Raw genomic sequence first — 23,689 nt, forward strand, 5'->3', positions numbered from 1 at the left:
CCGCTGCCGCGCCCCGGTTTCCGGGGCGCGGCAGCGGGTTCACGTCCGGGGGCTGCCGGTGTTCGAAGACTTCACGCTGGACCGGGTCGACGTCGGTGACGTGACCCTGCGGGTGCGCCACGGCGGTTCGGGACCACCGGTCCTGTTGGTGCACGGGCACCCCCGCACGCACACGACGTGGTACCGGGTCGCGCCGCGGCTCGCGGAGCGGTTCACCGTGGTGTGCCCGGATCTGCGCGGCTACGGCGAGTCCGGCAAGCCGCCGACCGACGAAGACCACACGCCCTACAGCAAACGCGCCATGGCCGCGGACTGCGTCGCACTGATGCGGCGCCTGGGCCACGAGCGGTTTTTCGTGGCGGGTCACGATCGCGGTGCGTACGTGGCCACCCGCCTCGCGCTCGATCACCCGGACGCGGTCCGCGGCGCGGCGATCCTCGACGCCGTCCCGATCGCCGAAGCCCTCGACCGCTGCGACGCCACCTTCGCGCGCGAGTGGTACCACTGGTTTTTCTTCGCCCAGCCGGAAAAACCCGAGCGGGTGATCACCGCCGACCCCGACGCCTGGTACGACGTCGGCACGAAGAACACGCCCGAACGGCTCGGGGCGGAGAACTTCGCCGACTTCCACCGCGCGATCCACGACCCGGCCACGGTGACCGCGATGCTCGAGGACTACCGCGCGGGCCTGGGCATCGACCGGGCGCACGACGAGGCCGACCGCGCCGCCGGGCGGCGGATCGCCTGTCCCGCCCTGGTCCTCTGGTCGAGCGACGACGACATGGAGGACCTCTACGGCGACGTCCTGGCCATGTGGCGGCCGTGGACGACGGACCTGCGGGGCCACGCGATCAAGTCCGGCCACCACGTGGCCGAGGAGAACCCCGAAGCCCTCGCGGACGCGTTGAGCGAGTTCTTCGGAGGGCCTCAGCGGTAGCGGGACGCGAGCTCCGGGCGCTGGCCGCCGAACGCGGCCAAATCGGCCCGGAAGACGGCGTCGAGCAGGCCGGCGTCCTCGACTCCCGGCGCGGTGACGGCTTCCCCGAGCTCGAAGCCGCGCAGGGACGCCGTCACGACGTCTTCGGCGGACATCCGGGGCACCGCGCTCAGGTCGAGCCCCTGCCGCTCGTGGAACTCGGTCGCGACGACACCCGGGCACAGGACCTGCACCCGGACGCCGGTGTCCGCCAGCTCGGCGTTGAGGGTCTGGGACAGCGCGACCAGGTAGGCCAGTGAGCCGGCGTAGACGGCCCGGCGGGGCATCACGGAGGTGTCGGCGGGACCGCTGAACGCGATCATCCCGGCCACGTTGACGATCTTCCCGGTGCCGCGTTCCTGCATGCCCGCGACCGCGGCCCGGGTCAGCATGGTCGGCGCGGCGACCTTCACGTGCACGAGTTCGTGCGCTTTCGCCGCGGGCAGCTGCGCCAGCGGCATGTAGTGCGCGACACCGGCGTTGTTGACCAGCATGGTCAGCGGCTCGGCGGCGCAGAGGGCGGCGACGGTGCCGATGCCGTCGTCGGTGGCCAGGTCGGCGACGACCGTGCGCACCCGGCGCTCCGGGTGCGCGGCGGCGAATTCGGCGAGGCGGTCCTCGCGGCGGCCGGTGAGGATCAGGTCGTAACCGTCGGCGGCGAGGCGTTCGGCGAAGGCCCGGCCGATGCCGGAGGTGGCGCCGGTGACGAGGGCGAGCGGGGTCATGGTGACAGTCCTTCCGAGTGGGTCTGCCACCACGATCGGCTGAAACGGCCGGGCCGGGGAGTGCCGGGTTTTCCGGGGACCGGCAGTACCAGGACAACGGGCCGTGCGGCTTGCACAATCGAGGGCATGGCGAACACCGGACTCGGCACGGCCCTGCGCCACTGGCGCGACCGCGTCTCGCCCCAGGCTGCCGGCCTGCCCGCGGGCACCCGCCGCCGCGCCGCCGGGCTCCGGCGGGAGGAGCTGGCCCAGCTGGCCGGCATCTCCGCCGACTACGTCGTGCGGCTCGAACAGGGGCGCGCGACCAGCCCGTCGGCCCAGGTCGTCGAAGCGCTGGCCCGGGCCCTGCGCCTGACCCGTGACGAGCGGGCGCACCTGTTCCGCCTGGCCGGGCTCGCACCCCCGGGTGCCGGCACGGTCCCGCGGCACATCACCCCCGGCGTCCACCGCATGCTGGACCGGCTCGCCGGCACCCCGGTCGCCGTGTTCGACGCGGCCTGGAACCAGCTGCTGGCCAACCCGTTGTACACGGCCCTGATGGGGCCCAGCGACCTCAACGGCGTCCGCCGCAACTTCCTCGGCGGCAACCCCCGGGTGCGCGACACCCCGGAGGAACGGGACGCCCTGCAGGCGGCACTGGTCGCCGACCTGCGCGGCACGGCGGGCCGCTACCCGGATGACGCGGACCTCCGCACGCTGATCACCGACCTGAAGCGGCAGAGTCCGCGTTTCGCCGAGTTGTGGGAATCGGGCGCGGTCGGCCACCACGAGTCCGCCCGCAAGACGATCGACCACCCGGAGGTCGGCGCACTGGCGTTGGACTGCGACGTCCTCGGCGTCGCGGGCAGCGACCTGCGGATCATGGTGTACACGGCGGAGCCGGGCAGCGAGGCAGCCGACCGGCTGGCGCTGCTGGAGGTGATCGGGACGCAGTCGCTCGTGGAGGACCGGGGTTAGCCCCGGGTGCGGCGCGTGCCGTCGCCGAGAGGCTCGGTCTGCCCCGCCGCGTCCAGGCGTTCCAGCAGGGGGATCATCACCCGGCGCGTGCTGTCGAGGGCCTTGCGCGCCTCCGACACCGTGAACGGCTGCGGTATTCCCCGCAGCTGCTCCACCGCCCGCTCCGCCACGTCCGGACCGAGCACCACCCCCTCGGCCACCGCCGTCAGCCGGCCCAGGCGGACCGCCGCCGCCAGTTCGCGGCGGCCGAGGCCCAGCTCGCGCAGCTCGTCCGCCTCCGGTGCGCGGAACGGGTGCTCCGCGAGCCGCTTCACCACCACCGCCAGCGCCTCCTCGACCGCCGCGGCGAGGCCGGCGCCGGGGCGGCGGACCAGGCCGCCCGTCACCTCGAAGCCGGTGCCCCGCAGCACCGGGACGACCAGTTCCGGGGCGGGCAGCCCGAGCCGCTGCCGCAACGCCTCCACCGGCACGCCCGCCGCCGTGCTGTCCCACGCCGCCACCACCGAGGCCGCCTGGGCGCGCAGCTCCGCGAACCGCTCCTCGTCCGCGCACCACTCGCCCAGCCGCTCCCCCGTTTCCGCCAGGCCCATCGCGACGAAGTCCTCGGCGCGCACGAAACCCTTGCGCCGCAGGTAGGTCCGGGCCAGGTCGGGCTCGGCGAGCTCCCGGCCGCGGACCCGCGCCGCACCGCGGCGGGACAGCGCGGGCGGGTCGACGTCGAGGACGTCGAAACCGGCGGCGATCCGGTGTTCGCCCGGGTCGCGCAGCAGGCCGCGGTCGCCGGTGCGCAGCGGCAGCGCGGTGGCCGTGGTGAGCCGGGCCGTGTCCGTCCCGAGTGGACGGACACGCACCGGCACCGCCGCCGTGCCCAGGTGCAGCACCAGTTCGCGGTGCAGGTCGGCGGCGTCCGCGCCGCGCAGCCGGACGTCGAACTCGGCCGTCGTGCGCCACCGGCCGGGGGTGAGCAGGACGTCGCCGCGGCCGACGTCACCGCGGGCCGTGCCGCGCAGGTTCACCGCGACCCGGGCCACCGCGCTCACCCGGTCGCGGGGCTCGCCGAGGGCCTGCAACGCGCGGACCTTCACCCGCGCCGGGCCCAGCTGCAGCTCGTCGCCCGCGGCGATCGTGCCGGCGGCGAGGGTGCCGGTGACGACCGTCCCGGCTCCGGACACCGTGAACGCGCGGTCGATCCACAGCCGGACGTCCGCGTCCGGCTCGGGGGACGGCAATCCGGCGGTGAGTGCGCCGATCGCCGCGCGCAGGAGGTCGAGGCCCGCGCCCGTCTTCCCGCTGACGGCGACGCTCGGGACCGCCCCCAGCGACGTCTTCGCGATCTCTTCCCGGGCGAGGGCCGTCGCCGCGGCCGGGTCGGCCCGGTCGGCCTTGGTGACGACCAGCAGGCCGCGGCGGACGCCGAACGCGTCCAGCGCCGCGAGGTGCTCGGCCGACTGCGGCATCCAGCCCTCGTCGGCGGCGACGACGAACAGCACCGCCGGGGCGGGCCCGGCGCCGGCGAGCATGTTCGGCACGAACCGCTCGTGGCCCGGCACGTCGACGAACGCGACGTCCTCGTCGCCGATCCGGGTCCAGGCGAAGCCGAGGTCGATGGTGAGGCCGCGGCGGCGTTCCTCGGCCCACCGGTCCGGTTCCATCCCGGTGAGCCGCCGCACGAGCGTGGACTTGCCGTGGTCGACGTGCCCGGCGGTGACGATCACCCGCATCGGCGGACGGCCTCCCGCAGCTTCGCGTCCTCTTCCGGGCGCACGGTCCGCAGGTCGAGCAGGCACCGGTCCTTGACGACACGGCCGGCCACGGCGGGCTCGCCCGTGCGCAGCGCGGCCGCGTACCGGGCGGGCAGGCTCACCGCGACGCTGGGCAGCTCGACGCCCGGCGCGCCTCCGCCGCCCACCGCCGCCACCGACGCGACCACCAGGGCATCGACGTCGCCAAGAGCGGCGACCAGCGCTTCGGCGCGTTCCCGCAGGCTCGTGACGGACGCTTCGAGCGCGGCGAGCACCGGGGGCCGCGGCCCGCGCAGCGTCGCTTCGAGAGCGGCGAGGGTGAGCTTGTCGACGCGCAGGGCCCGCGCGGCCGGGTGCCGCCGCAGCCGTTCGACCACGGCCGCGTCGCCGAGGAGCAGGCCCGCCTGCGGGCCGCCGAGCAGCTTGTCGCCGCTGGCGGTGACGATCGTGGCGCCGGCCCGCAGCGCGCTCGCCGCGTCCGGCTCGTCCGGCAGGAGCGGGTGCGGGGCGAGCAGGCCGGAGCCGATGTCGGCGACCAGCGGGACGCCGAGCCCGGCGAGCTCGCCGAGCGCTGCCTCCGCGGTGAACCCGGTGACGCGGTAGTTCGACGGGTGGACCTTGAGCACGAACCCGGTCTCCGGGCCGATCGCCGCGGCGTAGTCGCGGGCCGAAGTCCGGTTCGTCGTCCCGACCTCGCGCAGCCGGGCGCCGGCCGATTCCAGGAGGTCCGGGATGCGGAAGCCGTCGCCGATCTCGACCAGCTCGCCCCGGCTGACGACGATCTCGCGGCCCGGGGCGAGGGCGAGCGCGCAGAGCAGCAGGGCGGCGGCGTTGTTGTTGACCACGTGCACGCCGCCGGCGTCCGGCACCGCCGCCTGCAGGGCCGCGAGGGCCCCGCGGCCGCGGCGGGCGCGGTCGCCGGTCACGAGGTCGAATTCGACGTCGGTGGCGCCCCCGGCCGCGGCGAGCGCGTCGAGCGCCGCCGCCGACAGCGGGGCGCGCCCGAGGTTGGTGTGCACGACGACACCGGTCGCGTTGACCACCGGCCGCAGCGAGGACGCACCCGCCGGGAGCCGCGCGAGCACGGCGTCGACGATCGCGTCCGGGGCGATCTCCCCGGCCCGCGCCGCCCGCTGGACTTCGGTGACCACGGATTTCACCAGGTCCCGGCCGAGCGTCCCGGCGGCCTTGGCGATCCGGGGCTCGGCCAGGACCGCGTCGGTCCGCGGGATCGCGCGGCGCGGGTCAGGCATGGCGGAGGCGGACGGGAATCGAACCCGCCAGCGGCAGAACCTGCCGTTCGACGGTTTTGAAGACCGCGCCGGTCACCAGGCCGGATACGCCTCCCTGCACCATGGCTGCCATCCTGCCAAGTCCGCGCCCGATGGGCAGGATGAGGGGGTGGGTTACCGACTGACGCAGTACGCGCACGGCGGCGGCTGCGCGTGCAAGATCCCGCCCGGCGAGCTGGAGGCGGCGGTGGCCGGCCTGACCGGCGCGGCGCCCGTTTCCCCACCGGGTGAGCTGCTCGTGGGCCTGGAAACCGGCGACGACGCGGCCGCGGTCCGGATTTCCGGCGGCACCGCGCTGATCGCCACCACGGACTTCTTCACCCCGGTGGTCGACGACGCCTACGACTGGGGCCGGATCGCCGCGGCCAACGCGCTGTCCGACGTCTACGCCATGGGCGGCACGCCGGTGGTGGCGGTCAACCTGCTCGGCTGGCCGCGGGAGACGCTGCCGTTCGAGCTGGCCGCCGAGGTGCTGCGCGGCGGCCTCGACGTCTGTGCCGCGGCGGGCTGTCACCTGGCGGGCGGGCACAGCATCGACGACCCGGAGCCCAAGTACGGGCTCGCGGTGACCGGCGTCGCGGACCCGGCCCGGCTGCTGCGCAACGACGCGGGCCGCGCGGGCGTGCCGCTGACGTTGACCAAGCCGCTCGGCGTCGGCGTGCTCAATTCGCGGCATAAGGCCACCGGTGAGCGGTTCCCGCAGGCGATCGAGGCGATGACGACCTCGAACGCGCCCGCGTCCCGGGCCGCGCTGGCCGCCGGGGCGGTGTGCGCGACCGACGTGACGGGGTTCGGCCTGCTGGGGCACCTGCACAAGCTGGCGCGCGCGAGCGGCGTCACGGCCCGGCTGGACCCGGCGGCGGTGCCGTACCTGGAGGGGGCGCGGGAGGCGTTGCGCGAGGGGTACGTCAGCGGCGGCACCCGGCGGAACCTCGACTGGGTGCGCCCGCACGCGGACCTGTCCCGGGTCTCGGAGGAGGAAGCGCTGCTGCTGGCCGACGCGCAGACCTCCGGTGGGCTGCTGGTGGCCGGGGAGCTGCCGGGCCACCCGGTGATCGGGGTGCTGGAGCCGCGGTCGGAGCACACGATCGTCGTCGGCTGAGTTTCCGGCCCGGCTGTCCCGGGTACGCGGGCCGGGACAGCGATCAGGAGGTGTGTGATGCCCGCTCCGGACCGGACCAGCCTCGAGCAGCATCTGACCGAGACCGAGTACCCCTGCGGCCGCGACGAGCTCCTGCGCCGCGCGGCGGCGGCAGGCGGCGGTGACTCGGTGCTGGGTTCCCTCGGCGGCCTGCCGGACAGCGACCGGTACGAGAACTTCGACGCGGTGTGGGAGGCGGTGTCCGCCAAGCACATCGGCGGGGCACCCTGACGGTCCGGAAATTGTCGGTGGTGCTGGCTAGGGTGACGCCATGACCACACTGACCGGCCGTCCGCACACCGCGCTGCTCGTCATCGACGTGCAGAACGGCGTGATGGAGACGGCACACGAACGCGAATCCGTCCTGGCCAACATCGTGACGCTGGTGGACCGCGCCCGCGCGGCCGGCACCGAGGTGGTGTGGGTCCAGCATTCGAGCGACGAGCTGCCGCACGGGAGCCAGGCGTGGGAGTACGTGCCGGAGCTCGTGCGCCGGGACGCGGAGCCCTTGGTGCACAAGAGGTACGGCGACTCGTTCGAGGACACCGAACTCGAGGAGGTGCTGGCGAGCAGGGGGATCGGCTCGCTGGTGGTGGCCGGGGCGCAGACGGACGCGTGCATCCGCTCGACGCTGCACGGAGCGCTGGCGCGGGGGTACGACGTGGCGCTGGTGGCGGACGCGCACTCGACGGAGGACCTGTCGGCTTATGGGGCACCGCCGCCGGGGCAGGTGATCGCGCACACGAACCTGTACTGGAAGTACCAGACCGCGCCGGGGCGGACGGCGGGGACTTTGGCGACTGCCGAGGTGGAGTTCGGGGTGAAGGCGCCGGCTTGAGGGGTTTGTCCTGGATGGGTCGGGCGGGGGACCGGGGTGAGGGTCGGGCGAGGCAGGTTGGGCCGGGGGCGCGGGTGAGGATGGCCTGCGCGAAGCCGGGTTTCCGGGCCGGGGTGAGGGTTCGGCGGGGCCGCGGGTCGGGGTTGGGCAGAGCCGGTTCGAGTGATCCGTCTGAGCGAAGCGACCATGGGTGGGCCAGGCGAACCGGGCAACCCGCGCGAGGAATACGGCCGCCGAGCGGGGCCCACGCGGGCCCCGCTGGGGTGGGTCCTCCGCGTGCCGGGCCGGGTCCTCAGCGTGCCGGGCCGGACGGTCCCCCGCAAGCTTGAGCGAGGCGAGCCCCTGCGCGGGCCGGGTGTGCGCGGGTTGCGTTGGTCGGCGCGAGCCAGGCGAATCCCGCTGGGGTGCGCCGCTACTTGCGGTCGAAGCCGTACGCTCGCTCCACCCTGGCCACCTCGATGTGGTACCCCGCGTACCACTGCTCCCGCCCGCGGCGCTGGGCCTCCAGGTGCTCCGGGTGCTGCTTCCACGCCGTGATCGACTCGGCGTCGCGGTAGTACAGGACCGTCAGCTCGCGGCCCTCCGCGTCCGTCCGGGACTCGCGGCCCAGGTAGCCCGGCTGGGCCCGGCCCAGCTCTCCCATGCGGGCGTCCATCTCCGCGTACCCGTCCAGGTTGTCCGCGTCCAGCGCGCTCGTGATGATCACCGCGTAGTACGGCGGCTCCGGTCTCGTGAACGACACCGCCGGAGCCTAAGCGCCCCCGAAACCGAACCCCAACCGGTTTTCTCAGCCTCCGCGCAGTTCGTCGCGCAGGGCTCGGGCCACCCGGGACATCAGCACCTCCGCCTCCGGCTGGATCGCCGCCGGGACGCTCGATTCCGTCAACGCCACCACCGCGAACGCGCCGCCGTCCGCGTGCTCGACCACGCCCATCTCGTGGCGCATGTTCAGCAGCGTTCCCGTCTTCGACGACCACCGGGCCGCGTCGGAAGCGAAGTCCGGCGTCAAGCGGTGGCGGATCACGTTGTCGGCCATCAGCTCGCGCACGCCCGCTGCCACCGGCGGGGCGATTTTCGACGGTGTCCACAGTGCCTGCAGCAGCCCGAGCAACGCGCGGGCCGACGCCGCGTTCGCGCGGGTCACGTCCAGCTGGGGCAGGCGGTGACCTCCGGGCGTGGCCGCTCCGATCGCCAGGGCCTGGGCGAGGTCCGCTTCGGCCGCGTCGAACCGCTCGGCCGGGGTCTCCACCAGGTCGCGCATGACGTGGCGGACCGCGATCCCTGGCAGGCCCCACTCCCCCAGCCGCCGCGTGATTTCCGGCGGCGGGGTCAGTCCGAAGAGGACGTCCGCGGCCGTCCCGTCGCTCAGGGACGTGCTCAGGTACAGCAGGTCGCCGAGGGCGATGCGGGCCGGGTGGCGGAACCGGGTCAAGCCGGTCGGGCCCGGTGTCGTGACGCCGCCGGGCTCGACCTCCAGCGGGGTGGCCGCGTCGAGCTCGCCGCGGTGGATGCGGTCCAGGGTGGCCGCCGCCAGCGGGACCTTGACCAGGGACGCGATCGGGTACTCCCGGTCCGGCTCGATGCCGAGCTCGGCACCCGAGCGCAGATCGCGGACCAGGAACGAGCCGCGCAGGCCACCCTCCTCCAGAGCCGCCCGCAAGTCACGCAGCAAGGCGGCGCTCACCGGACCACCCCAAAACACCCGGCGCCCACCAGCACAACCTTCACCCGTCCGCCCCCAAACACCGGCCGACCGCCGCGCGCAGCGTCGTCCGCAGCCGGTCCGCGTCCTCCGCCAATGCCGCGCTCACCCCGAACCCTCTCGCCGGCTGCAGCTCGCCGATCGGGCGCCACGACAACCCCAGCTCCTCCGCCTGCGCCACCGAGCACAGCAGCAAGTCCCCGGACGCGTACACCTCCGCGGCCGCCGCGGTCAGGGACTCGGCCACCGTCACCTGGGCCGGTGGCAGGCCCACCGCGTCCCGGACCCGCAGGACCCGGTCGCGGACGTGCGGGACGTCGTCCTCCGGCTGGATCCACACGCGACGGCGCACCCCCGCCGAGCGGCCCGTGCGCAACGTCTCCAGGTGCACGACACGGCTCGGCGGCGGGGCCACCGCCGCCACCCCCAGCGGCACCGACCACACCGCCTCCTCCGCCGGGACCGCCGTCAGCGCGGCACGCACCTCGCCTGTGCGGACCAGCTCGGCCCGCTCCCCCGGCCCGGCCGGGCGGAACTCGAGGTGGATCTCCAGCGCCCTGGCCTCCGCGGCGAGGCCGGCGAGCTCCCGCACCCCGCACGTGGCCGGCACCGCCACCCGCACCGGCCGCAGCCGGGCGCGCTTCGCGTCGTGTTCCAGCGTCTCGGCCAGCCGGACCAGGCGGCGGGCCGAGGGCAGCACGTCCCGGCCGAACGGCGTGAGCCGCACCCGGCGGGTCGAGCGGTCGAACAGCCGCTCCCCGAAGTGCCGCTCCAGCGCCGCGATGCGCCGGCTCGCCACCGGCTGCGGGATCCGCGCGAGCGCCGCGCCCGCCGTGAAACTCCCCGTCTCGCTCACGCACACGAACGCCCTGCAGCCACCGACCAGGTCCACCACCTCAGCTTATGCCAGTTCGGCATCAAAACGCGCAATTCCGTCTTGGACAGCATGAACGAACGCCGTGAGACTGCGGAGGACGATCAAGAAACCGGAAGGAAGTCCCCGTGCCGTTCCCCCGCCTCCGGCGGTTCGCGCTCGCCGCGCTGCTCCTCGTCCCGCTCGCCGCCTGCACCGCGGAAACGCCCCAGCCGACGACAACCTCGGCCCCGCAGCCGGATTTCGCCCCGCTGGAACGCAGCTTCGACGCCCGCCTCGGCGTGTACGCCGTCGACACCGGCTCCGGCCGCGAGATCACCCACCGGCCCGACGAACGGTTCGGCTACGCCTCGACGCACAAGGCGTTCTCCGCCGCGGCCGTCCTCCAGCGCACCGGCCTCGACGGGCTCACGAAGCACCTGACCTACACCCGCGCCGACCTGCAGCCGAATTCCCCCGTCACGGAAAAGCACGTCACCACCGGCCTGTCGCTGCGCGAGGCGATCGACGCGGCCCTGCGCTACAGCGACAACACCGCCGCGAACCTGCTGTTCCGCGAGCTCGGCGGCCCGGCCGGGCTGGCCGCCGCGCTGCGCGGGGCCGGTGACACGACCACCCACGTCGACCGGATCGAACCCGGGCTCAACGACCTCGCGCCCGGCGACGTCCGGGACACGAGCACCCCGCGCGCGATGGCAGGCAGCCTGCGCGCCTTCGCCCTCGGCCCCGCGCTGCCGCCGGAGAAGCAGACCGTCCTGACGGACATCATGCGCGCCAACACGACCGGCGCCGCCCTGATCCGGGCGGGTGCGCCGGCCGGCTGGGCCGTCGCCGACAAGACCGGGACCGGCAGCTACGCCACGCGCAACGACATCGCCGTCGTCTGGCCGCCGGGACGGGCGCCGATCGTGCTGGTGGTCCTGTCCAGCCGCCGGGACAAGGACGCCGAGCACGACGACCGCCTGATCGCGCAGGCGGCGAAGCTCGCGCTCGACGCCTTCCGCACGAGCTAGCCGAAGAGCCGCTCCACCTCGGCCGCGACGTCGGCGAGCCACGCGGCCCGCTGCGCCGCACCGGCGTCGGCCACCACCCGCAGCACCAGACGGCGCACCTGCGGCTCGCCGAGGTAGGGCGCGAGGCAGCGCCGCCAGATCGCGTCCAGGGGATCGCCGAACAGCGTCCGCTCCCGTTCCTCGGTCGTGTCCGAGGTGTTGACCACGAGCAGCCGCCGCAGTGACAGCAGCGATTCGGGTGCGCCGCCGGCGTCGTCGAGGCGGTAGGCCACGCCGGGGACGAGGATCCGGTCGAGCCAGCCGCTGAGGATCGCCGGCGGCTTGCCCCACCAGTTCGGGTGGATCGCGACGAGCCCACCCGCCTCGCGCAGTTCACTGCGGTGGCGCCGCACCAGCGGGTCCGGTTCGGCGGCGAGGAACGCCTCCGCCCGGTCCCCGCTGGTGTAGGCCTCCTCCGCGGTCAGGACCGGGTCGAAGCCTTCGGCGTAGAGGTCGTGGAACCACACCGGCACCCCGGCCGCCTCCAGCGTGCCGACCACTCGCGTGGCGAGCGCGTGGTTGAGGCTGCCCGGCCGCGGGTGGGCGAGCAGCACCACCACCGGCGCGGTCATCCCGTCATCGCCACCAGGATGCGCCGCTTGCCGGTGAACGGCTCGCGCCCGTGGGCCATCAGCATGTTGTTGATCACCATGATGTCGCCGGCCTGCCACGGGAACGCGTAGCTGACTTCGTCGTAGACCGCCCGGATCCGCTCCAGGTCCGCGCCCGGGATCGGGCTGCCGTCGGCGAAGTAGGCGTTGCGCGGCAGGTCCTCCTCCGGGTACAGCTCCAGCAGTGCCTCGCTGACCTCTTCGCCGAGGCTGGAGACGTGGAAGAGGTTGGCCTGGTTGAACCACACGGTGCCGCCGGTGTGCGGCTCGTCCACGAAGGACGGCCGCACGTGCCGCGTGCGCAACCCTTCTTCGGTCCATTCGAAGGTCTGGCCGTGACTGGCGCAGTAGTCCTCGACGACCGCGCGGTCCTCGGTCTGGAACGCCTCCTGCCAGGTCAGCCCGAGCCCTTCGCGGAACGCGCGGGTGTAGGTGACGCCGCCCGCGAACCGCTCACGCAGGTCTTCCGGCAGCAGCCGGTACACCGCCCGGCTGTCCGCGATCGGGGTCGCGCCGCCGGTTTCCGCGGCGGTGTCGCACAGGAAGAACAGCCGCGCCGGCCAGCTCGCCGAGTAGGAGTTTTCGTTGTGCATCGGGATCGACTCGGCGGGCGGGTACTCGGTCGAGGTGTAGATGTTGCCCGCCACGTTCGACCGCGGGGTGGACCGCTCGGTGTAGGTGAGCAGCGCGCCGCCGATCGTCTCGGTGACCCGGTTGAACAGGTCGAGGTCGGCGGGCAGGCCGCGCAGCAGGACCGCGCCGTGGTCACGCAGGTGGTCCTGCAGCGGCGGCAGCTGCGCTTCCACCGCCGCGAAGTCCGCGGCCGGGAAGACGGCGATCTTCGTGTGCTCGTTGCCTTGCAGCTCCGCGAGTACGGCGGTCATGCTTCCTCCAGTTCGAAGTGGATCAGCTTGGTGGCCTCGGCGTGCAGCGCGGCCAGGTCGTCCAGGTCGGCGAAGCCGGCGACGAGGACGTTCACCGCGTAGATCTCCTGGTCGTCGGTGAGCACCTGGCCGGGGGAAACGATGGTGACGACGTCGAGGACCTCGGGCAGGTCGGCGACCTCGCCGGCGCCCTCGACGCGCACCAGCCGCCCGGAGCCCTCGGCGTAGACGATCAGGTACCCGACCGGCACCGGCAGCCCGGTGCCCCGCGCGGGCGGCGGGGTGCCGAGGGCGAGCGAAACCGTCTCGGCGGTGACGTCGATCCCGGTGGCGAGCTTCAGCAGCGCGGGCTGCGCTCCCCCGGCGGGCCGGCCGGCGTTGACCTCGACGACCACCGGCCCCAGCGCGGCGTCCTCGATCACCTCGACGTGCGCGACCGTGTCGTCCAGGCCGAGGGCGAGCACCGCGTCGGCCGCGGCCGCGCGGATCGCCGCCGCGCGCTCCGCGGACAGCCCGAACGGCGGGCAGACCATGCCGAGCTCGAACTTCCGCTCGTCGATCAGCGGCTTGCCGACCACGGTGACGGTCTCCGCGGCCCCGGCGCGGACCAGGACGTCCACCGCGTACTCCGGTCCGTCGAGCAGGCTCTCGACGAGGAACACGCGCAGCGGGTCGAGGCCGCCGGGCAGCACCCGGTGGTAGCGCGCGTCCGCGTTCTCCGGCAGCCGGGTGGCCAGCACCTCGTGGGCCGCCGCCAGTTCCTCCACTGTGGACACCGTGCGGACCAGGGTGCTGGCGGCGCCGTTGACCGGCTTGACGATCGCCGGCAGCCCGACCCGCTCCGCGATCGCGGCGGCCTCGGCCGGGTCGGCGAACAACGCGGCCCGGGGCCCCGGCAGGCCCGCTTCGGCGAGCTTCTCCCGGACGGCGAACTTGTTGTGCGCCAACGTCAACACCGACGCCGGGCAGCGCGCGACGCCGAGCAGCTCGGCCACCTGGGCGGTGCTCGCGATGATCCCCTCCGCCCCGGTCAGCACCGCGGCGGGCTGCCGGCCCCGGAGCGCCTCGGTGACGGCCGGAACGTCCCGGACGTCCTCGACGACGACGAACCCGTCCACGAGCGGGTCCAGGGCGGCCCGCTCGGCGTCCTCCAGTGGCTCGGTGACGAGTTCGGCCCGCCACCCGGACGCCCGGACGGCGGCCGCGAAGTCCCCGATCCACTGCCCGTGCGTCTCCCGCACGATGAACGCGGTCTTCACGCGACCTCCAGGCGGATCAGCTTGCTCGCTTCGGCGTGCAGGGCGGCGAGGTCCTCGTGGTCGGCGAACCCGGCGACGACGAGGTTCACCGCGTAGGTCTCCTGCTCGTCGCTGAGCACCTGACCGGGTGAGACGGTGGTGACGACGTCGATCACCTCCGGCAGCGCGGCGACCTCGTCGAGGCCGCCGATCCCGGTCAGGGTGCCGGAGCCGGCCGCGTAGAGGATCAGCATCGCGAGGGGGATCGGCAGTTTCGCCGGTTCCCGCGGGGGCGGCGGCGCACCGAGGGCCAGGGCGGTCAGCTCGGCGAACACGTCGATGCCGGTGCGCAGCTTGCCCAGCAGCGGCATGATCGAGCCCGCCGGGCGCCCCGCGTTGACCTCGACGATGGTCGGGCCGCGCCGCACGTCGTCGATCACCTCGACGTGCGCGACCGTGTTGTCCAGCCCGAGCGCCAGTACCGCCTCCGCGGCCGCGGCGGTGATCAGCGCGATGCGCTCCCCGGTGAGCCCGGCCGGTGGGCAGGACAGCGCCAGTTCGAACTTGCGCTCGTCGATCAGCGGCTTGTCGAGGACCTCGACCGGTTCGACGACGCCGTCGCGGATCAGCACGTCCACCGCGTACTCGGGCCCGTCGAGGAACCCTTCGACGAGGAACGTCGTGGCCGGGTCGAGTGTCCCCAACCGGCGGTGGTAGCGCGGGTCCGCGGACTCGGGCAGCCGCGCGGCCAGCAGTTCGTACGCGGCGGCCAGTTCTTCCACAGTGGACACCGTGCGCACCAGGTTGCTGCCGGCCCCGTTGACCGGCTTGACGATCGCCGGCAGCCCGACCTGCGCCGCCACCTCCGCGGCCTCCGCCGCCGAGGAGATCAACGCGGCCGGAGTCCCGCCCAGCACCTCGCGGACCGCGAACTTGTTCGCGCACCGGGCGAACACCGAAGCCGGGCACCGCGCGACGCCGAGCAGCTCGGCGACCCGGGCGGTGCTCGCGATGGCGCCGTCCGAGCCGGTCAGCACGGCGGCCGGTGTCCCGAACCGGGACCGGATTTCCGAGGCGACGGCGACAGCGTCGTAGACGTCGTCGACCGCGACCACTTCGTCCACCAGCGCGGCCAGTGACGCGCGCTCGGTCTCGTCCACCGGCGGGGCGAGCAGCACCGCACGGTGGCCGGCCGCGTGCACCGCCGCGGCGACCTCGCCGACCCAGTGCCCACGGGCCTCCCTGATCAGCACCACGACACTCACGCGGCCTCCTTCCCGGCGAGCTTGCGCTCCCGTTCCTGCGCGCCGACGAGGTCGTCCGGCAGCGAATCGGGGACTTCGGTGTCGAACCGGCGCAGCAGCCGGATGCTGAACCCGCCGGCGTTGATCAGCAGCAGGATCAGCGCGTAGACGACGTAGGCGAGCCCGACACCGCGGCCTTCGCCGGTGCCGAGGACCGTGCCGACCGTCCCGGACAGCGCCCCGCCGGGGGCAAGCAGCGGCGAGAACCAGCCGACGGCCAGCGGCGCCAGCACCGCGAACCCGATCGGCAGGGTGGACCAGGTGATCGTCTGGTTGATCGCGAAGACCCGGCCGTGGTAGCGCTGCGGCACCTTGACCTGCACCAGCGTCGCGTAGATGCCCTGGGACACCGCCATCGCCGCGGCCAGCAGGAACACCCCGGCCGCGACGACGACCAGCGACGGCCGCAGGCCCATCACCAGGCTGCCGAGCGCGATGCCGACGTTGCCGGACAGGACGCCGACCATCCGCCGTTTGCGCGGGCCGCCCCACAGCGCCATCCCGATGCCGCCGGCCACCGCGCCGACGGCTTCGGCCAGCGCCACCTGGGCGACGTCGGTGACCGTGCCGAACGACAGCACCAGCGGGGAGACGAGCACCAGCGCGGGCGCCAGGAACACGTTGGCCAGCGCGAAGTACAGCAGCATGGTGCGGAAGCCGCGGTGGTTCCACGAGTACTTCAGCCCGCCCGCGATCGCGGTCAGCAGCGGCTCGCGCGGGCGCCAGCCGAGCAGGTCGGGGAACCGGACGAACAGCAGGCTGACGACGGCGAAGACGTAGCTCGCCATGTCGAGGACCAGGATCCCGGACAGCTCGATCGCCGCGAGCAGCCCCGCCGCGATCACCGGCATGAGCAGCTGCGCGAAGCCGTTGGACAGCTGGGCCAGGCCCATCGCGTGCCCGAGGTACTGCTTGGGCACCAGCTGCGCCACCGACGACTGGTAGGCGATCCGCTGGATCGACCCGGCGACCGACCCGAGCGGGATCAGCACGTACAGGAACCACAGCTGCAGGTTCCCCGCGGTCAGCAGCAACGCCAGCGCCAGCTGGATGACGCCGGCGATCGCGCTGGCCGCGATCATGATCCGGCGCCGGTCGCCGCGGTCGACCAGCGCGCCCGCCACCGGGAGCACCAGCACCCCGCAGAGCAGGGCCAGTGCCCAGAGCAGGCCGAGGTCGGTGACCGAGCCGGTCTTCGTGTAGAGCCAGATCGGCACCGCGAACGACGTCAGCGCGGAGCCGGTCGAGGAGACCAGCTGGCCGACGGTGACCGTGACGAACCGGGCCATGCTCGGTTTCACCGCGGGCTTTTCGTCCACCTGGGAGCGGTGGGTGTCGTGGACCGCCCAGCCGGCGTCCTCGCCGCGGGCCGAGACGTGCAGGTCGCCGGGCTCGTCGAGGGCCGGGTACACCCGGGTGAGGATCTCCGCGAGTTCCTCCGCGCGGTAGCGGAGGAAGAAGTGCCCGGCCTGGTCCAGCACGACCAGGGCGGTCCGGTCGGTGAGGAACTCCCACTCCCGGTAGCGCTCGGCGTAGTAGTCGGTGACCGGGTCCTCCGAGCCGACGACCGAGACGATCGGCGCGCGCAGCTTGGCCACGCGGGCGTCGAGCAGGCCGCTGAAGTACTCCTCGGCGGCGCGGCTGTCGGCGCGCATGTTGCTGATGATCCGGTCGGCCTGTGCCGGGTCGAGGTCGTCGGTGTCGACGCCCATGCCTTTGAGCCAGTTCGCGTAGTACCGGTTGCTGCGCAGCTTTTCCAGCCGCGTGCGCAGGGTGCCGACCGCGCCCTTGATCCGCGCGAACGGGAAGATCGCCCCGATGTGGACGACCTCCAGTTCCCGGCCGCGCTCTTCGAGACGCCGGGCGACACCGACGGCGAGGGCGTTGCCGACCCCGCAGTGGCCGTAGATCGCCAAGGGCCCGTCGATGCGCTCGAGGACCTCGTCGGCCAGCCGCTCGACCAGCTCGTCGAAGGGCACGGCTTCCTCGGAGAGCCCGACGTCGTGGCCGGGGATCGCCACCGAGAACAGCGAGTACCCGCTGGGCAGGGCGTCGGCGAGGGGCTGGTAGACGATCGCGCTGCCGCCGCCGTAGGGGAAGCAGACGTAGGTGAGCGTCGGCTTCGCGACCGGCTTGGTCAGCTCGTACAGCAGGTGCCCGGAGTCGTCGCGGTCGCCGTCGAGGAACACCGCCAGCTCGCGGATCGTGCGGTGCTGGAACAGGTCCATCACGCCCGCCTGGTGCCCGGCCTTGGCGATCCGCGCGACGACCTGGGTGGCGAGCATCGAGTGCCCGCCGAGGTCGAAGAAGTCGTCGTCCACGCCGAGTTCGTCCACCTTGAGCACGTCCCGCCAGATCTCGGCGAGCAGCACTTCCAGGGGAGTCGAGGCTTCGACCAGGGCCGTGCTCGCGTCGCGGGCCGCGACCGGCGCGGGCAGCGCCTTGCGGTCGAGCTTCCCGTTCGGTGTCAGCGGCAGGGCGTCGAGGGTGACGAACGACGGCGGGACCATGTAGTCCGGCAGCGTCTCCTTCAACGCCGTCCGCAGGGCGCCGGTGTCCGCGTCGCCGACGACGTACCCGACCAGGCGCTTGTCCCCCGGCGTGTCCTCCCGGACGAGCACGACCGCGTCGGCCACCCCGGGCTGTTCGCGCAGCCGGGCTTCGATCTCGCCGAGTTCGATGCGCAGCCCGCGCAGCTTGACCTGGTGGTCGAGCCGGCCGAGGAAGGCGATCGTGCCGTCGGCACGCCAGGAGGCGAGGTCACCGGTGCGGTACATCCGGCCGCTGTGAAACGGATCCCGGACGAACCGTTCGGCCGTCAGTTCCGGCCGGTTGTGGTAGCCCAGCGCCAGGCCGGCACCGGCGATGTGGAGCTCGCCGGGCACGCCCACCGGGCACGGGTTGCCGCGCCGGTCCAGGACGTAGATGCGCAGGTTGCGGATCGGTGCCCCGATCGGCACGGACGCGACCTCGGCGAGCGCTTCGGCCGTGCAGTGCCAGGCGGTGACGTCGATCGCGGCTTCGGTCGGCCCGTAGAGGTTGTGCAGCTCACAGTGCGGCAGCCGCCGGACGAACTCGCGCGCGGTGTCCAGGGGCAGTTCCTCGCCGCTGCAGACGACCCGCCGCAGCGCTGTCACCTGCTCGACGCCCGGCTCCGCGAGGAAGAGGCTCAACATCGACGGCACGAAGTGCGCGGTGGTGATGCCTTCGGTGTCCAGGAGTTCCCGCAGGTAGGCGGCGTCCTTGTGGCCGCCGGGTTCGGCCAGTACCAGCCGGGCGCCGGTGATCAGCGGCCAGAAGAACTCCCACACCGAGACGTCGAAGCTCGCCGGGGTCTTCTGCAGCACCGCGTCCGAGCCGTCGAGGCCGTATGCGCGCTGCATCCAGTCGAGGCGGTTGACGATGCCGCGGTGGCCGTTCGGCACGCCCTTCGGCCGCCCGGTCGACCCGGACGTGTAGATGACGTACGCGGGATCCTCCGCGCCCGCCAAGGGTTCCAGGGGCGTGGCCGGCCCGGTCAGGTCGTCGAGGACCACGACCGTGGCGTCACTCGGCGGCAGGGTTTCGCGCAGGGCAGCCTGGGTCAGCACCACCGGCGCGGCCGCGTCTTCGAGCATGAACGCGAGCCGGTCGGCCGGGTACTCCGGATCGAGCGGCACGTACGCGCCGCCGGACTTGAGCACCCCGAGCAGCGCGACGACGAGTTCGAACGACCGCTGGGCGAAGACGCCGACCAGGGTGCCCGGTCCGACGCCGAGTTCGCGCAGGCGGTGGGCGAGCCGGTTGGCCCGCTCGTCCAGCTCCCGGTAGGACAGCGACGCCCCGCGGAAGGTCAGCGCGGGTGCCTCCGGCGTCCGCGCCACCTGGGCTTCGACCAGCGAGTGCAGCGTGCCCGGCGGGATCTCGCCCGCGGTGTCGTTCCAGCGGTCCAGTACCAGGTCCCGCTGGTCGCAGAGGAGGTCCAGTTCGGACACCGGCCGGGTGGGGTCGGCGACGATCGACCGCAGCAGCGTCACCAGCCGCCCGGCCATGCCCGCGACCGTGTCCGCGCCGAACAACGCGGTGTTGTGCACGAACTTGCCGATCAGCCCGGAGGAGACCTCGATCGCGTGGAACTCGAAGTCGAACCGGGTCGAGGGCAGGTCCATGGGCAGCCACCGGAAGTCCACTTCGGACGTTCCGGCGGTGCTCAGCCGGCCCATTTCGTAGTTCTGCAGCACGAACATCGCCTGGAACACCGGCGAGCGGCTGACGTCACGCGGCACGCCGAGGGCGTTGACCAGCCGCTCGAACGGGACGTCGGCGTGCTCGAACGCGTCGAGCACGTGCCGGCGGGTCCGGGCCAGCAGCTCGGCGAAGGTCGGGTCGCCGGCCAGCTGGGCCCGCAACGGCAGCATGTTGATGAACATGCCGACCACGCCTTCGAGCTCCGGCAGGCCGCGCCCGGCCGAGGACGACCCGACGGCGAAGTCGTCCTGCCCGGAGTACCGGGCCAGCAGGACCTGGTAGGCGGCCAGCAGGGTCATGAACAGGGTGACGCCGTGCTCGCGGCTCAGCGCACCGAGGGCGCGGGCCAGGTCCTGCTCGACGAAGAACTCGTGGATGGCGCCGTCGAAGGCCTGGGTCGCCGGCCGCGGGTGGTCGGTGGGCAGCTCCAGGGGTTCGACGCCGTCGAGCGCGGCCCGCCAGTGGTCGAGCTGCCGGTCGAGTTCGGCGCCGGTCAGCGTCCGGCGCTGCCAGTGCGCGAAGTCGCCGTACCCGATGGGCAACGCGGGCAGGGCGGCCGCCGTGCCGTGGTAGTGCGCGGCGAGGTCGCGCAGCAGCAGGTCGACCGACCAGCCGTCGCCGACGATGTGGTGCGTGCACACCGCGAGGAGGTGCTCCTCGTCGGTGATGCGGGCCAGGGTGGCCCGCAGCAGTGGCCCGCCGGCCAGGTCGAACGGCTCGGCCGCGGCGGCGTCGACCGCCGCGCGGGCCGCGTCTTCACTGCCCGCGTCCACCATGGACAAGGGCACCGTGACGACCGGTTCGAGGTGGACGGACGGCTGCCCGTCCTCCCCGGCCGGGAACCGCATCCGCAGCGCCTCGTGCCGCGCCGGGAGGGCGTCGAGCGCCGCCTGGAGCACGGCGGTGTCGAGGCGGCCGGTGAGCCGGATCGGCACCGGGATCGCGTACGCCGTGGTCCCGGGCGCGAACTGCTCCATGAACCAGACGCGTTCCTGCTGGTAGGACAGCGGGACGGGGTCGCCGTCCGGCCGCCGGGTGATGGTCGCGGCCGGCTCGGCGCGCCGCCGCAGCCGCTGTTCCAGCAACGCGCGGCGCGCGGCCGCGCGGCCGGTTTCGTCGATCGTCGTCACGCCGGCCCGCCTTCGGCCAGCTGGGCCTGGACCTCTTCGTCGCTGAGCTGCTCGAGGTCGGCTTCCAGGCGGCGCTCGACCTCCGCGGCCAGCTCGGCCACCGTGGTGAACGAAAACAGCCCGCGCACCGGCAGGTCGACGCCGACCTGCTTGCGGATCCGGACCATCGCGCGGATGGCGAGCAGCGAGTTGCCGCCGTGGGCGAAGAAGTCGTCGTGCACGCCGAGCTTCTCCACGCCCAGCAGCTCGCCGAGGACCTCGGCGACCAGCTCTTCGGCCGCGGTGCCCGGCGCCACGTATTCGGCCGGGCCGCCGTCGAGCTGCGGATCCGGCAGGGCGGCCCGGTCGAGCTTGCCGCTGGCCGCGACCGGCAGCGCGTCGAGGGTGACGAACACCGTGGGCACCAGGTACTCCGGCAGGGTGGCCCGCAGGGCGTCGGCCGCGCCGTCGGCGGTGCCGACGACGTACCCGACGAGCGTCCCTTCGCGGACCGCGACCGCCGCGTCCCGGATGTCCGGCAGCTCCTTCAGGGCGGCTTCCACCTCGCCCGGCTCGATCCGGAAGCCGCGCAGCTTGACCTGGTCGTCGGTCCGGCCGAGGTATTCGAGGGTGCCGTCGCGGCGCCAGCGGGCCAGGTCGCCGGTCGCGTACATCCGCCCGAAGGGACCGTCGGGGAACCGCTGCGCGGTCAGCTCGGGCAGGCCGAGGTAGCCGTGGGCGAGCTGGGCGCCGGCGAGGTGGAGCTGGCCGGCGACGCCGGGCGGGACCGGCCGCAGCCGGTCGTCGAGGACGTAGGCGCGGGTGCCGGGGATCGGGCGGCCGATCGGGACCGGCCCGTCGACCGGCCCGTCGAGCCGGTGGGCGATGCAGCCGACCGTCGCCTCGGTCGGGCCGTATTCGTTGGTCACGGCGATTCCGGTGAAGGGCCGGACGGCTTCGCCCAGCAGCGCCTCGCCACCCACGACCAGATCGCCGGTCGGGTACGACTCCTCCGGCAGCACGGCGAGGTGCGTCGGTGTCGCCTTGACGAAGTCGGGCCGTCCGGAGTCCACGATGGACCCGCCGGCGGTGAGCGGGCCGAGCAGCGTCGTCACGGTCAGGTCGAAGGACGCCGACGTGTGCAGCAGCGCGCGTGCCGCCAGGCTCGGGTACGCCTGGCGGGCCCAGCCCAGGTAGGTGGCGAGGGCGCGGTGCCCGACCTGGACGCCCTTCGGCCGCCCGGTGGAGCCGGACGTGTAGATGACGTAGGCGAGGTCGTCCGGGCCCGGTGGCGCGGGGTTCTCTTCGGGGGCTTCCGCCCAGACGGCCGGGTCGTCGAGGGCGAGGGTCTCCCCGTCGAGGGTCACGTCCCCGGCGGTGAGCACGACCCGCGCCCCGGCGTCGGCCAGGATCAGCGCTTGCCGCTGGGGCGGGTTCGCCGGGTCGAGCGGGACGTAGGCGGTCCCGCTCTTGAGCGCGCCGAGGATGCCGACGACCAGCTCGGCGGAGTTCGGCGCGCAGATCCCGGCCACGCCGCCACCGCCGAGGCGGTGCGCGACGCGGTTGGCCCGCGCGTTCAGCTCGGCGTAGGTCAGCCGGACGCCGCCGAGGTCGACGGCGACCGCGTCCGGCGTCGCCCGCACCCGGTCTTCGAAGCAGGCGAGCACCAGCGGAGCGTCCTCGGTGGACGAACCACTCCACTCCTCCAGGACCTGGCCGCGTTCGGCCTCCGACAGCAGCGGCAGGTCCGCCACCGCGACGGCCGGGTCCGCGACCGCGGCCGTCAGCACCCGGAGGAACCGGTCCACCATGGACTCCGCGGTGGCCCGGTCGAACAGGTCGGTGCGGTAGAGCAGCCGGCCACCGGTCGCGGTGAGGTCGATGGCGACGTCGTCCTTGGCGGTCGCGTAGCGCACCGGCTCGATGCCGGAGTCGGGGATGAAGTTGAAGCCGAGCTGGTAGACCGCCTGCACGCGGCCGTCACGCTCCGGGCGGACCTCGTCGGCGACCAGCTGGAACGGCACCCGGCCGTGCTCGATGGCGTCCAGCACCGCGGTGCGGACGCCGCCCACCAGCTCGGCGAACGGCCGGCCGCCGTCGCAGGCCACGCGGATGGCCAGCTGGTTGACGAACATCCCGATCAGCGGCGCCAGCTCCGGCAGGTCCCGGCCCGCGACCGGCACGCCCACCACGATGTCGCCGGAGCCGGACAGCCGCGACAGCAGCGCGGTGTAGGCGGCGAGCAGCACCATGAACGGCGACGCCGACAGCTCGCGGCCCACCTCGCCGACGCGGTCGAGGAGACCGTCCGGCAGCGCGAAATCGACCTGGTCGCCGCCGAACCCGAACTCCGCGGGCCGCGGCCGGTCGGTGGGCAGGCTGTGCACGGGCGGCAGCCCGGCCAGCCGCTCGCGCCAGTAGTCCAGCTGCGGGCGGACGGCCGGCAGCCGGCCGCGCTGCCACGCCGAGTAGTCGGGGTACTGGATGGCCAGCTCGGGCAGCTTCGGCAGCCGCCCCTCCGCGGCCGCGTTGCAGGCTTCGTCGAGTTCGGCGGCCAGGACGACCGCCGATCCGGCGTCGAACACCGTGTGGTGCACGACGAAGGTCAGCAGCCAGTCCGCGTCGCCGAGCCGGCACAGCTGCGCCCGCCACGGCGGCGCCGTGTCGAGGGGAATCGGGCGACGGGCGATCGCCTCCGAAAGCCCGACCGCACGGGCTTCCCGGTCGGGGAACTCCCGCAGGTCGTGCACCTCGAAGTCGATCGGGACGTCCCGGTGCACCACCTGGAGGAGGTCCGAGCCGTCCATCCGGAACGCCGTCCGCAGGGCTTCGTGGCGCCCGACGACCACGCCGAGCGCGGCCCGCCACTGCGCTTCGGTGAGCGGCAGGTCCTGCCGCACCTGGCAGGGGAGGTTGTACACCGGGGACGCCGGGTCGAGCTGGTTGGACAGCCAGATCCGCTCCTGCCCGAACGACGCCGGGAACGTCCATTCCTTCGTTTCGGTCATGTCTCCTGC

General features: G+C 73.8%; 18 protein-coding genes and 1 tRNA gene. 6 read left to right on the forward strand and 13 right to left on the reverse strand.

The genetic code is table 11. The features are described from left to right. Nucleotides 1–58: 58 nt before the first annotated feature. Nucleotides 59–937 carry an alpha/beta hydrolase gene (locus ABZX11_RS26590; RefSeq protein ID WP_354917673.1) on the forward strand — a complete coding sequence of 293 codons (879 nt, stop codon included), beginning with the start codon at nucleotides 59–61 and terminating at the stop codon, nucleotides 935–937. On the opposite strand, the gene ABZX11_RS26595 is transcribed toward ABZX11_RS26590, so the two are convergent. Beyond that, nucleotides 928–1,701 (reverse strand): SDR family NAD(P)-dependent oxidoreductase, encoded by a 774-nt coding sequence (locus tag ABZX11_RS26595; RefSeq protein WP_354917676.1) that lies wholly within the window; start codon nucleotides 1,699–1,701, stop codon nucleotides 928–930. The two genes, ABZX11_RS26590 and ABZX11_RS26595, sit on opposite strands and share 10 nt — an antisense overlap. 126 nt (nucleotides 1,702–1,827) lie before the next feature. On the opposite strand from ABZX11_RS26595, the gene ABZX11_RS26600 reads away from it, so the two are divergent. After that, nucleotides 1,828–2,658 (forward strand): helix-turn-helix transcriptional regulator, encoded by an 831-nt coding sequence (locus tag ABZX11_RS26600; RefSeq protein WP_176169295.1) that lies wholly within the window; start codon nucleotides 1,828–1,830, stop codon nucleotides 2,656–2,658. On the opposite strand, the gene ABZX11_RS26605 is transcribed toward ABZX11_RS26600, so the two are convergent. The 3 genes from ABZX11_RS26605 to ABZX11_RS26615 all read right to left on the reverse strand — a co-directional run bounded on the left by ABZX11_RS26605 (nucleotide 2,655) and on the right by ABZX11_RS26615 (nucleotide 5,747). Then, complete coding sequence (locus ABZX11_RS26605) at nucleotides 2,655–4,379, reverse strand: SelB C-terminal domain-containing protein (RefSeq protein ID WP_354917679.1); 1,725 nt, start codon at nucleotides 4,377–4,379, stop codon at nucleotides 2,655–2,657. The two genes, ABZX11_RS26600 and ABZX11_RS26605, sit on opposite strands and share 4 nt — an antisense overlap. After that, the gene (selA, locus tag ABZX11_RS26610; protein ID WP_354917682.1) at nucleotides 4,370–5,653 is read right to left on the reverse strand and encodes an L-seryl-tRNA(Sec) selenium transferase; all 1,284 of its coding nucleotides are present in this window, start codon (nucleotides 5,651–5,653) and stop codon (nucleotides 4,370–4,372) included. Before selA ends, ABZX11_RS26605 begins: the two co-directional genes overlap by 10 nt. Continuing rightward, nucleotides 5,653–5,747, reverse strand: a tRNA-Sec gene (locus ABZX11_RS26615). The genes selA and ABZX11_RS26615 overlap by 1 nt, the downstream gene beginning before the upstream one ends. 54 nt (nucleotides 5,748–5,801) lie before the next feature. Here ABZX11_RS26615 and selD point away from each other — a divergent pair. The 3 genes from selD to ABZX11_RS26630 are packed head-to-tail and all read left to right on the forward strand — an operon-like array spanning nucleotide 5,802 to nucleotide 7,671. Continuing rightward, a complete protein-coding gene (selD, locus tag ABZX11_RS26620; protein ID WP_354917685.1) occupies nucleotides 5,802–6,794 on the forward strand; it encodes a selenide, water dikinase SelD in 993 nt (330 codons plus the stop codon). Nucleotides 6,795–6,851: 57 nt separating this feature from the next. Beyond that, nucleotides 6,852–7,064: a DUF2795 domain-containing protein gene (locus ABZX11_RS26625; RefSeq protein WP_176169291.1), complete on the forward strand. Its 213-nt coding sequence runs from the start codon at nucleotides 6,852–6,854 to the stop codon at nucleotides 7,062–7,064. A 40-nt stretch (nucleotides 7,065–7,104) separates the two neighbouring features. Next, on the forward strand, nucleotides 7,105–7,671 hold the full coding sequence (locus tag ABZX11_RS26630; RefSeq protein ID WP_354917688.1) for a cysteine hydrolase family protein: 567 nt from the start codon (nucleotides 7,105–7,107) through the stop codon (nucleotides 7,669–7,671). A 412-nt stretch (nucleotides 7,672–8,083) separates the two neighbouring features. On the opposite strand, the gene ABZX11_RS26635 is transcribed toward ABZX11_RS26630, so the two are convergent. Genes ABZX11_RS26635 through ABZX11_RS26645 form a run of 3 tightly spaced genes read right to left on the reverse strand, consistent with a single transcriptional unit; the run spans nucleotide 8,084 to nucleotide 10,265 of the window. Then, a complete protein-coding gene (locus tag ABZX11_RS26635) occupies nucleotides 8,084–8,413 on the reverse strand; it encodes an antibiotic biosynthesis monooxygenase (RefSeq protein WP_354917691.1) in 330 nt (109 codons plus the stop codon). Nucleotides 8,414–8,458: 45 nt separating this feature from the next. Then, the gene (locus ABZX11_RS26640) at nucleotides 8,459–9,355 is read right to left on the reverse strand and encodes a serine hydrolase (RefSeq protein WP_354917694.1); all 897 of its coding nucleotides are present in this window, start codon (nucleotides 9,353–9,355) and stop codon (nucleotides 8,459–8,461) included. A gap of 40 nt (nucleotides 9,356–9,395) precedes the next feature. Further along, nucleotides 9,396–10,265, reverse strand: coding sequence for a LysR family transcriptional regulator (locus tag ABZX11_RS26645; protein WP_354917697.1), 870 nt, complete (start codon nucleotides 10,263–10,265; stop codon nucleotides 9,396–9,398). 110 nt (nucleotides 10,266–10,375) lie between these two features. Between ABZX11_RS26645 and bla the strand changes: the two genes are divergently transcribed. Further along, a complete protein-coding gene (gene bla, locus ABZX11_RS26650; protein ID WP_354917700.1) occupies nucleotides 10,376–11,260 on the forward strand; it encodes a class A beta-lactamase in 885 nt (294 codons plus the stop codon). Here the strand turns inward: bla and ABZX11_RS26655 are convergent. The 6 genes from ABZX11_RS26655 to ABZX11_RS26680 are packed head-to-tail and all read right to left on the reverse strand — an operon-like array spanning nucleotide 11,257 to nucleotide 23,680. Further along, entirely contained in the window at nucleotides 11,257–11,871 is a 615-nt protein-coding gene (locus ABZX11_RS26655; protein ID WP_354917703.1) for an NAD(P)H-dependent oxidoreductase, read from the reverse strand. The genes bla and ABZX11_RS26655 overlap by 4 nt on opposite strands. Further along, nucleotides 11,868–12,794, reverse strand: coding sequence for a TauD/TfdA family dioxygenase (locus ABZX11_RS26660; protein WP_354917706.1), 927 nt, complete (start codon nucleotides 12,792–12,794; stop codon nucleotides 11,868–11,870). Before ABZX11_RS26660 ends, ABZX11_RS26655 begins: the two co-directional genes overlap by 4 nt. Then, entirely contained in the window at nucleotides 12,791–14,053 is a 1,263-nt protein-coding gene (locus tag ABZX11_RS26665) for an ATP-grasp domain-containing protein (protein WP_354917709.1), read from the reverse strand. Before ABZX11_RS26665 ends, ABZX11_RS26660 begins: the two co-directional genes overlap by 4 nt. Further along, a complete protein-coding gene (locus ABZX11_RS26670) occupies nucleotides 14,050–15,297 on the reverse strand; it encodes an ATP-grasp domain-containing protein (protein ID WP_354917712.1) in 1,248 nt (415 codons plus the stop codon). Before ABZX11_RS26670 ends, ABZX11_RS26665 begins: the two co-directional genes overlap by 4 nt. Next, nucleotides 15,294–20,693, reverse strand: a complete 5,400-nt coding sequence (locus tag ABZX11_RS26675; protein ID WP_354917715.1) for an amino acid adenylation domain-containing protein — start codon at nucleotides 20,691–20,693, stop codon at nucleotides 15,294–15,296. Before ABZX11_RS26675 ends, ABZX11_RS26670 begins: the two co-directional genes overlap by 4 nt. Continuing rightward, entirely contained in the window at nucleotides 20,690–23,680 is a 2,991-nt protein-coding gene (locus tag ABZX11_RS26680; protein ID WP_354917718.1) for an amino acid adenylation domain-containing protein, read from the reverse strand. Before ABZX11_RS26680 ends, ABZX11_RS26675 begins: the two co-directional genes overlap by 4 nt. Nucleotides 23,681–23,689: the final 9 nt, after the last annotated feature.

The sequence above is a fragment of the Amycolatopsis sp. NPDC004169 genome, assembly GCF_040610315.1.
GTDB lineage: Bacteria > Actinomycetota > Actinomycetes > Mycobacteriales > Pseudonocardiaceae > Amycolatopsis.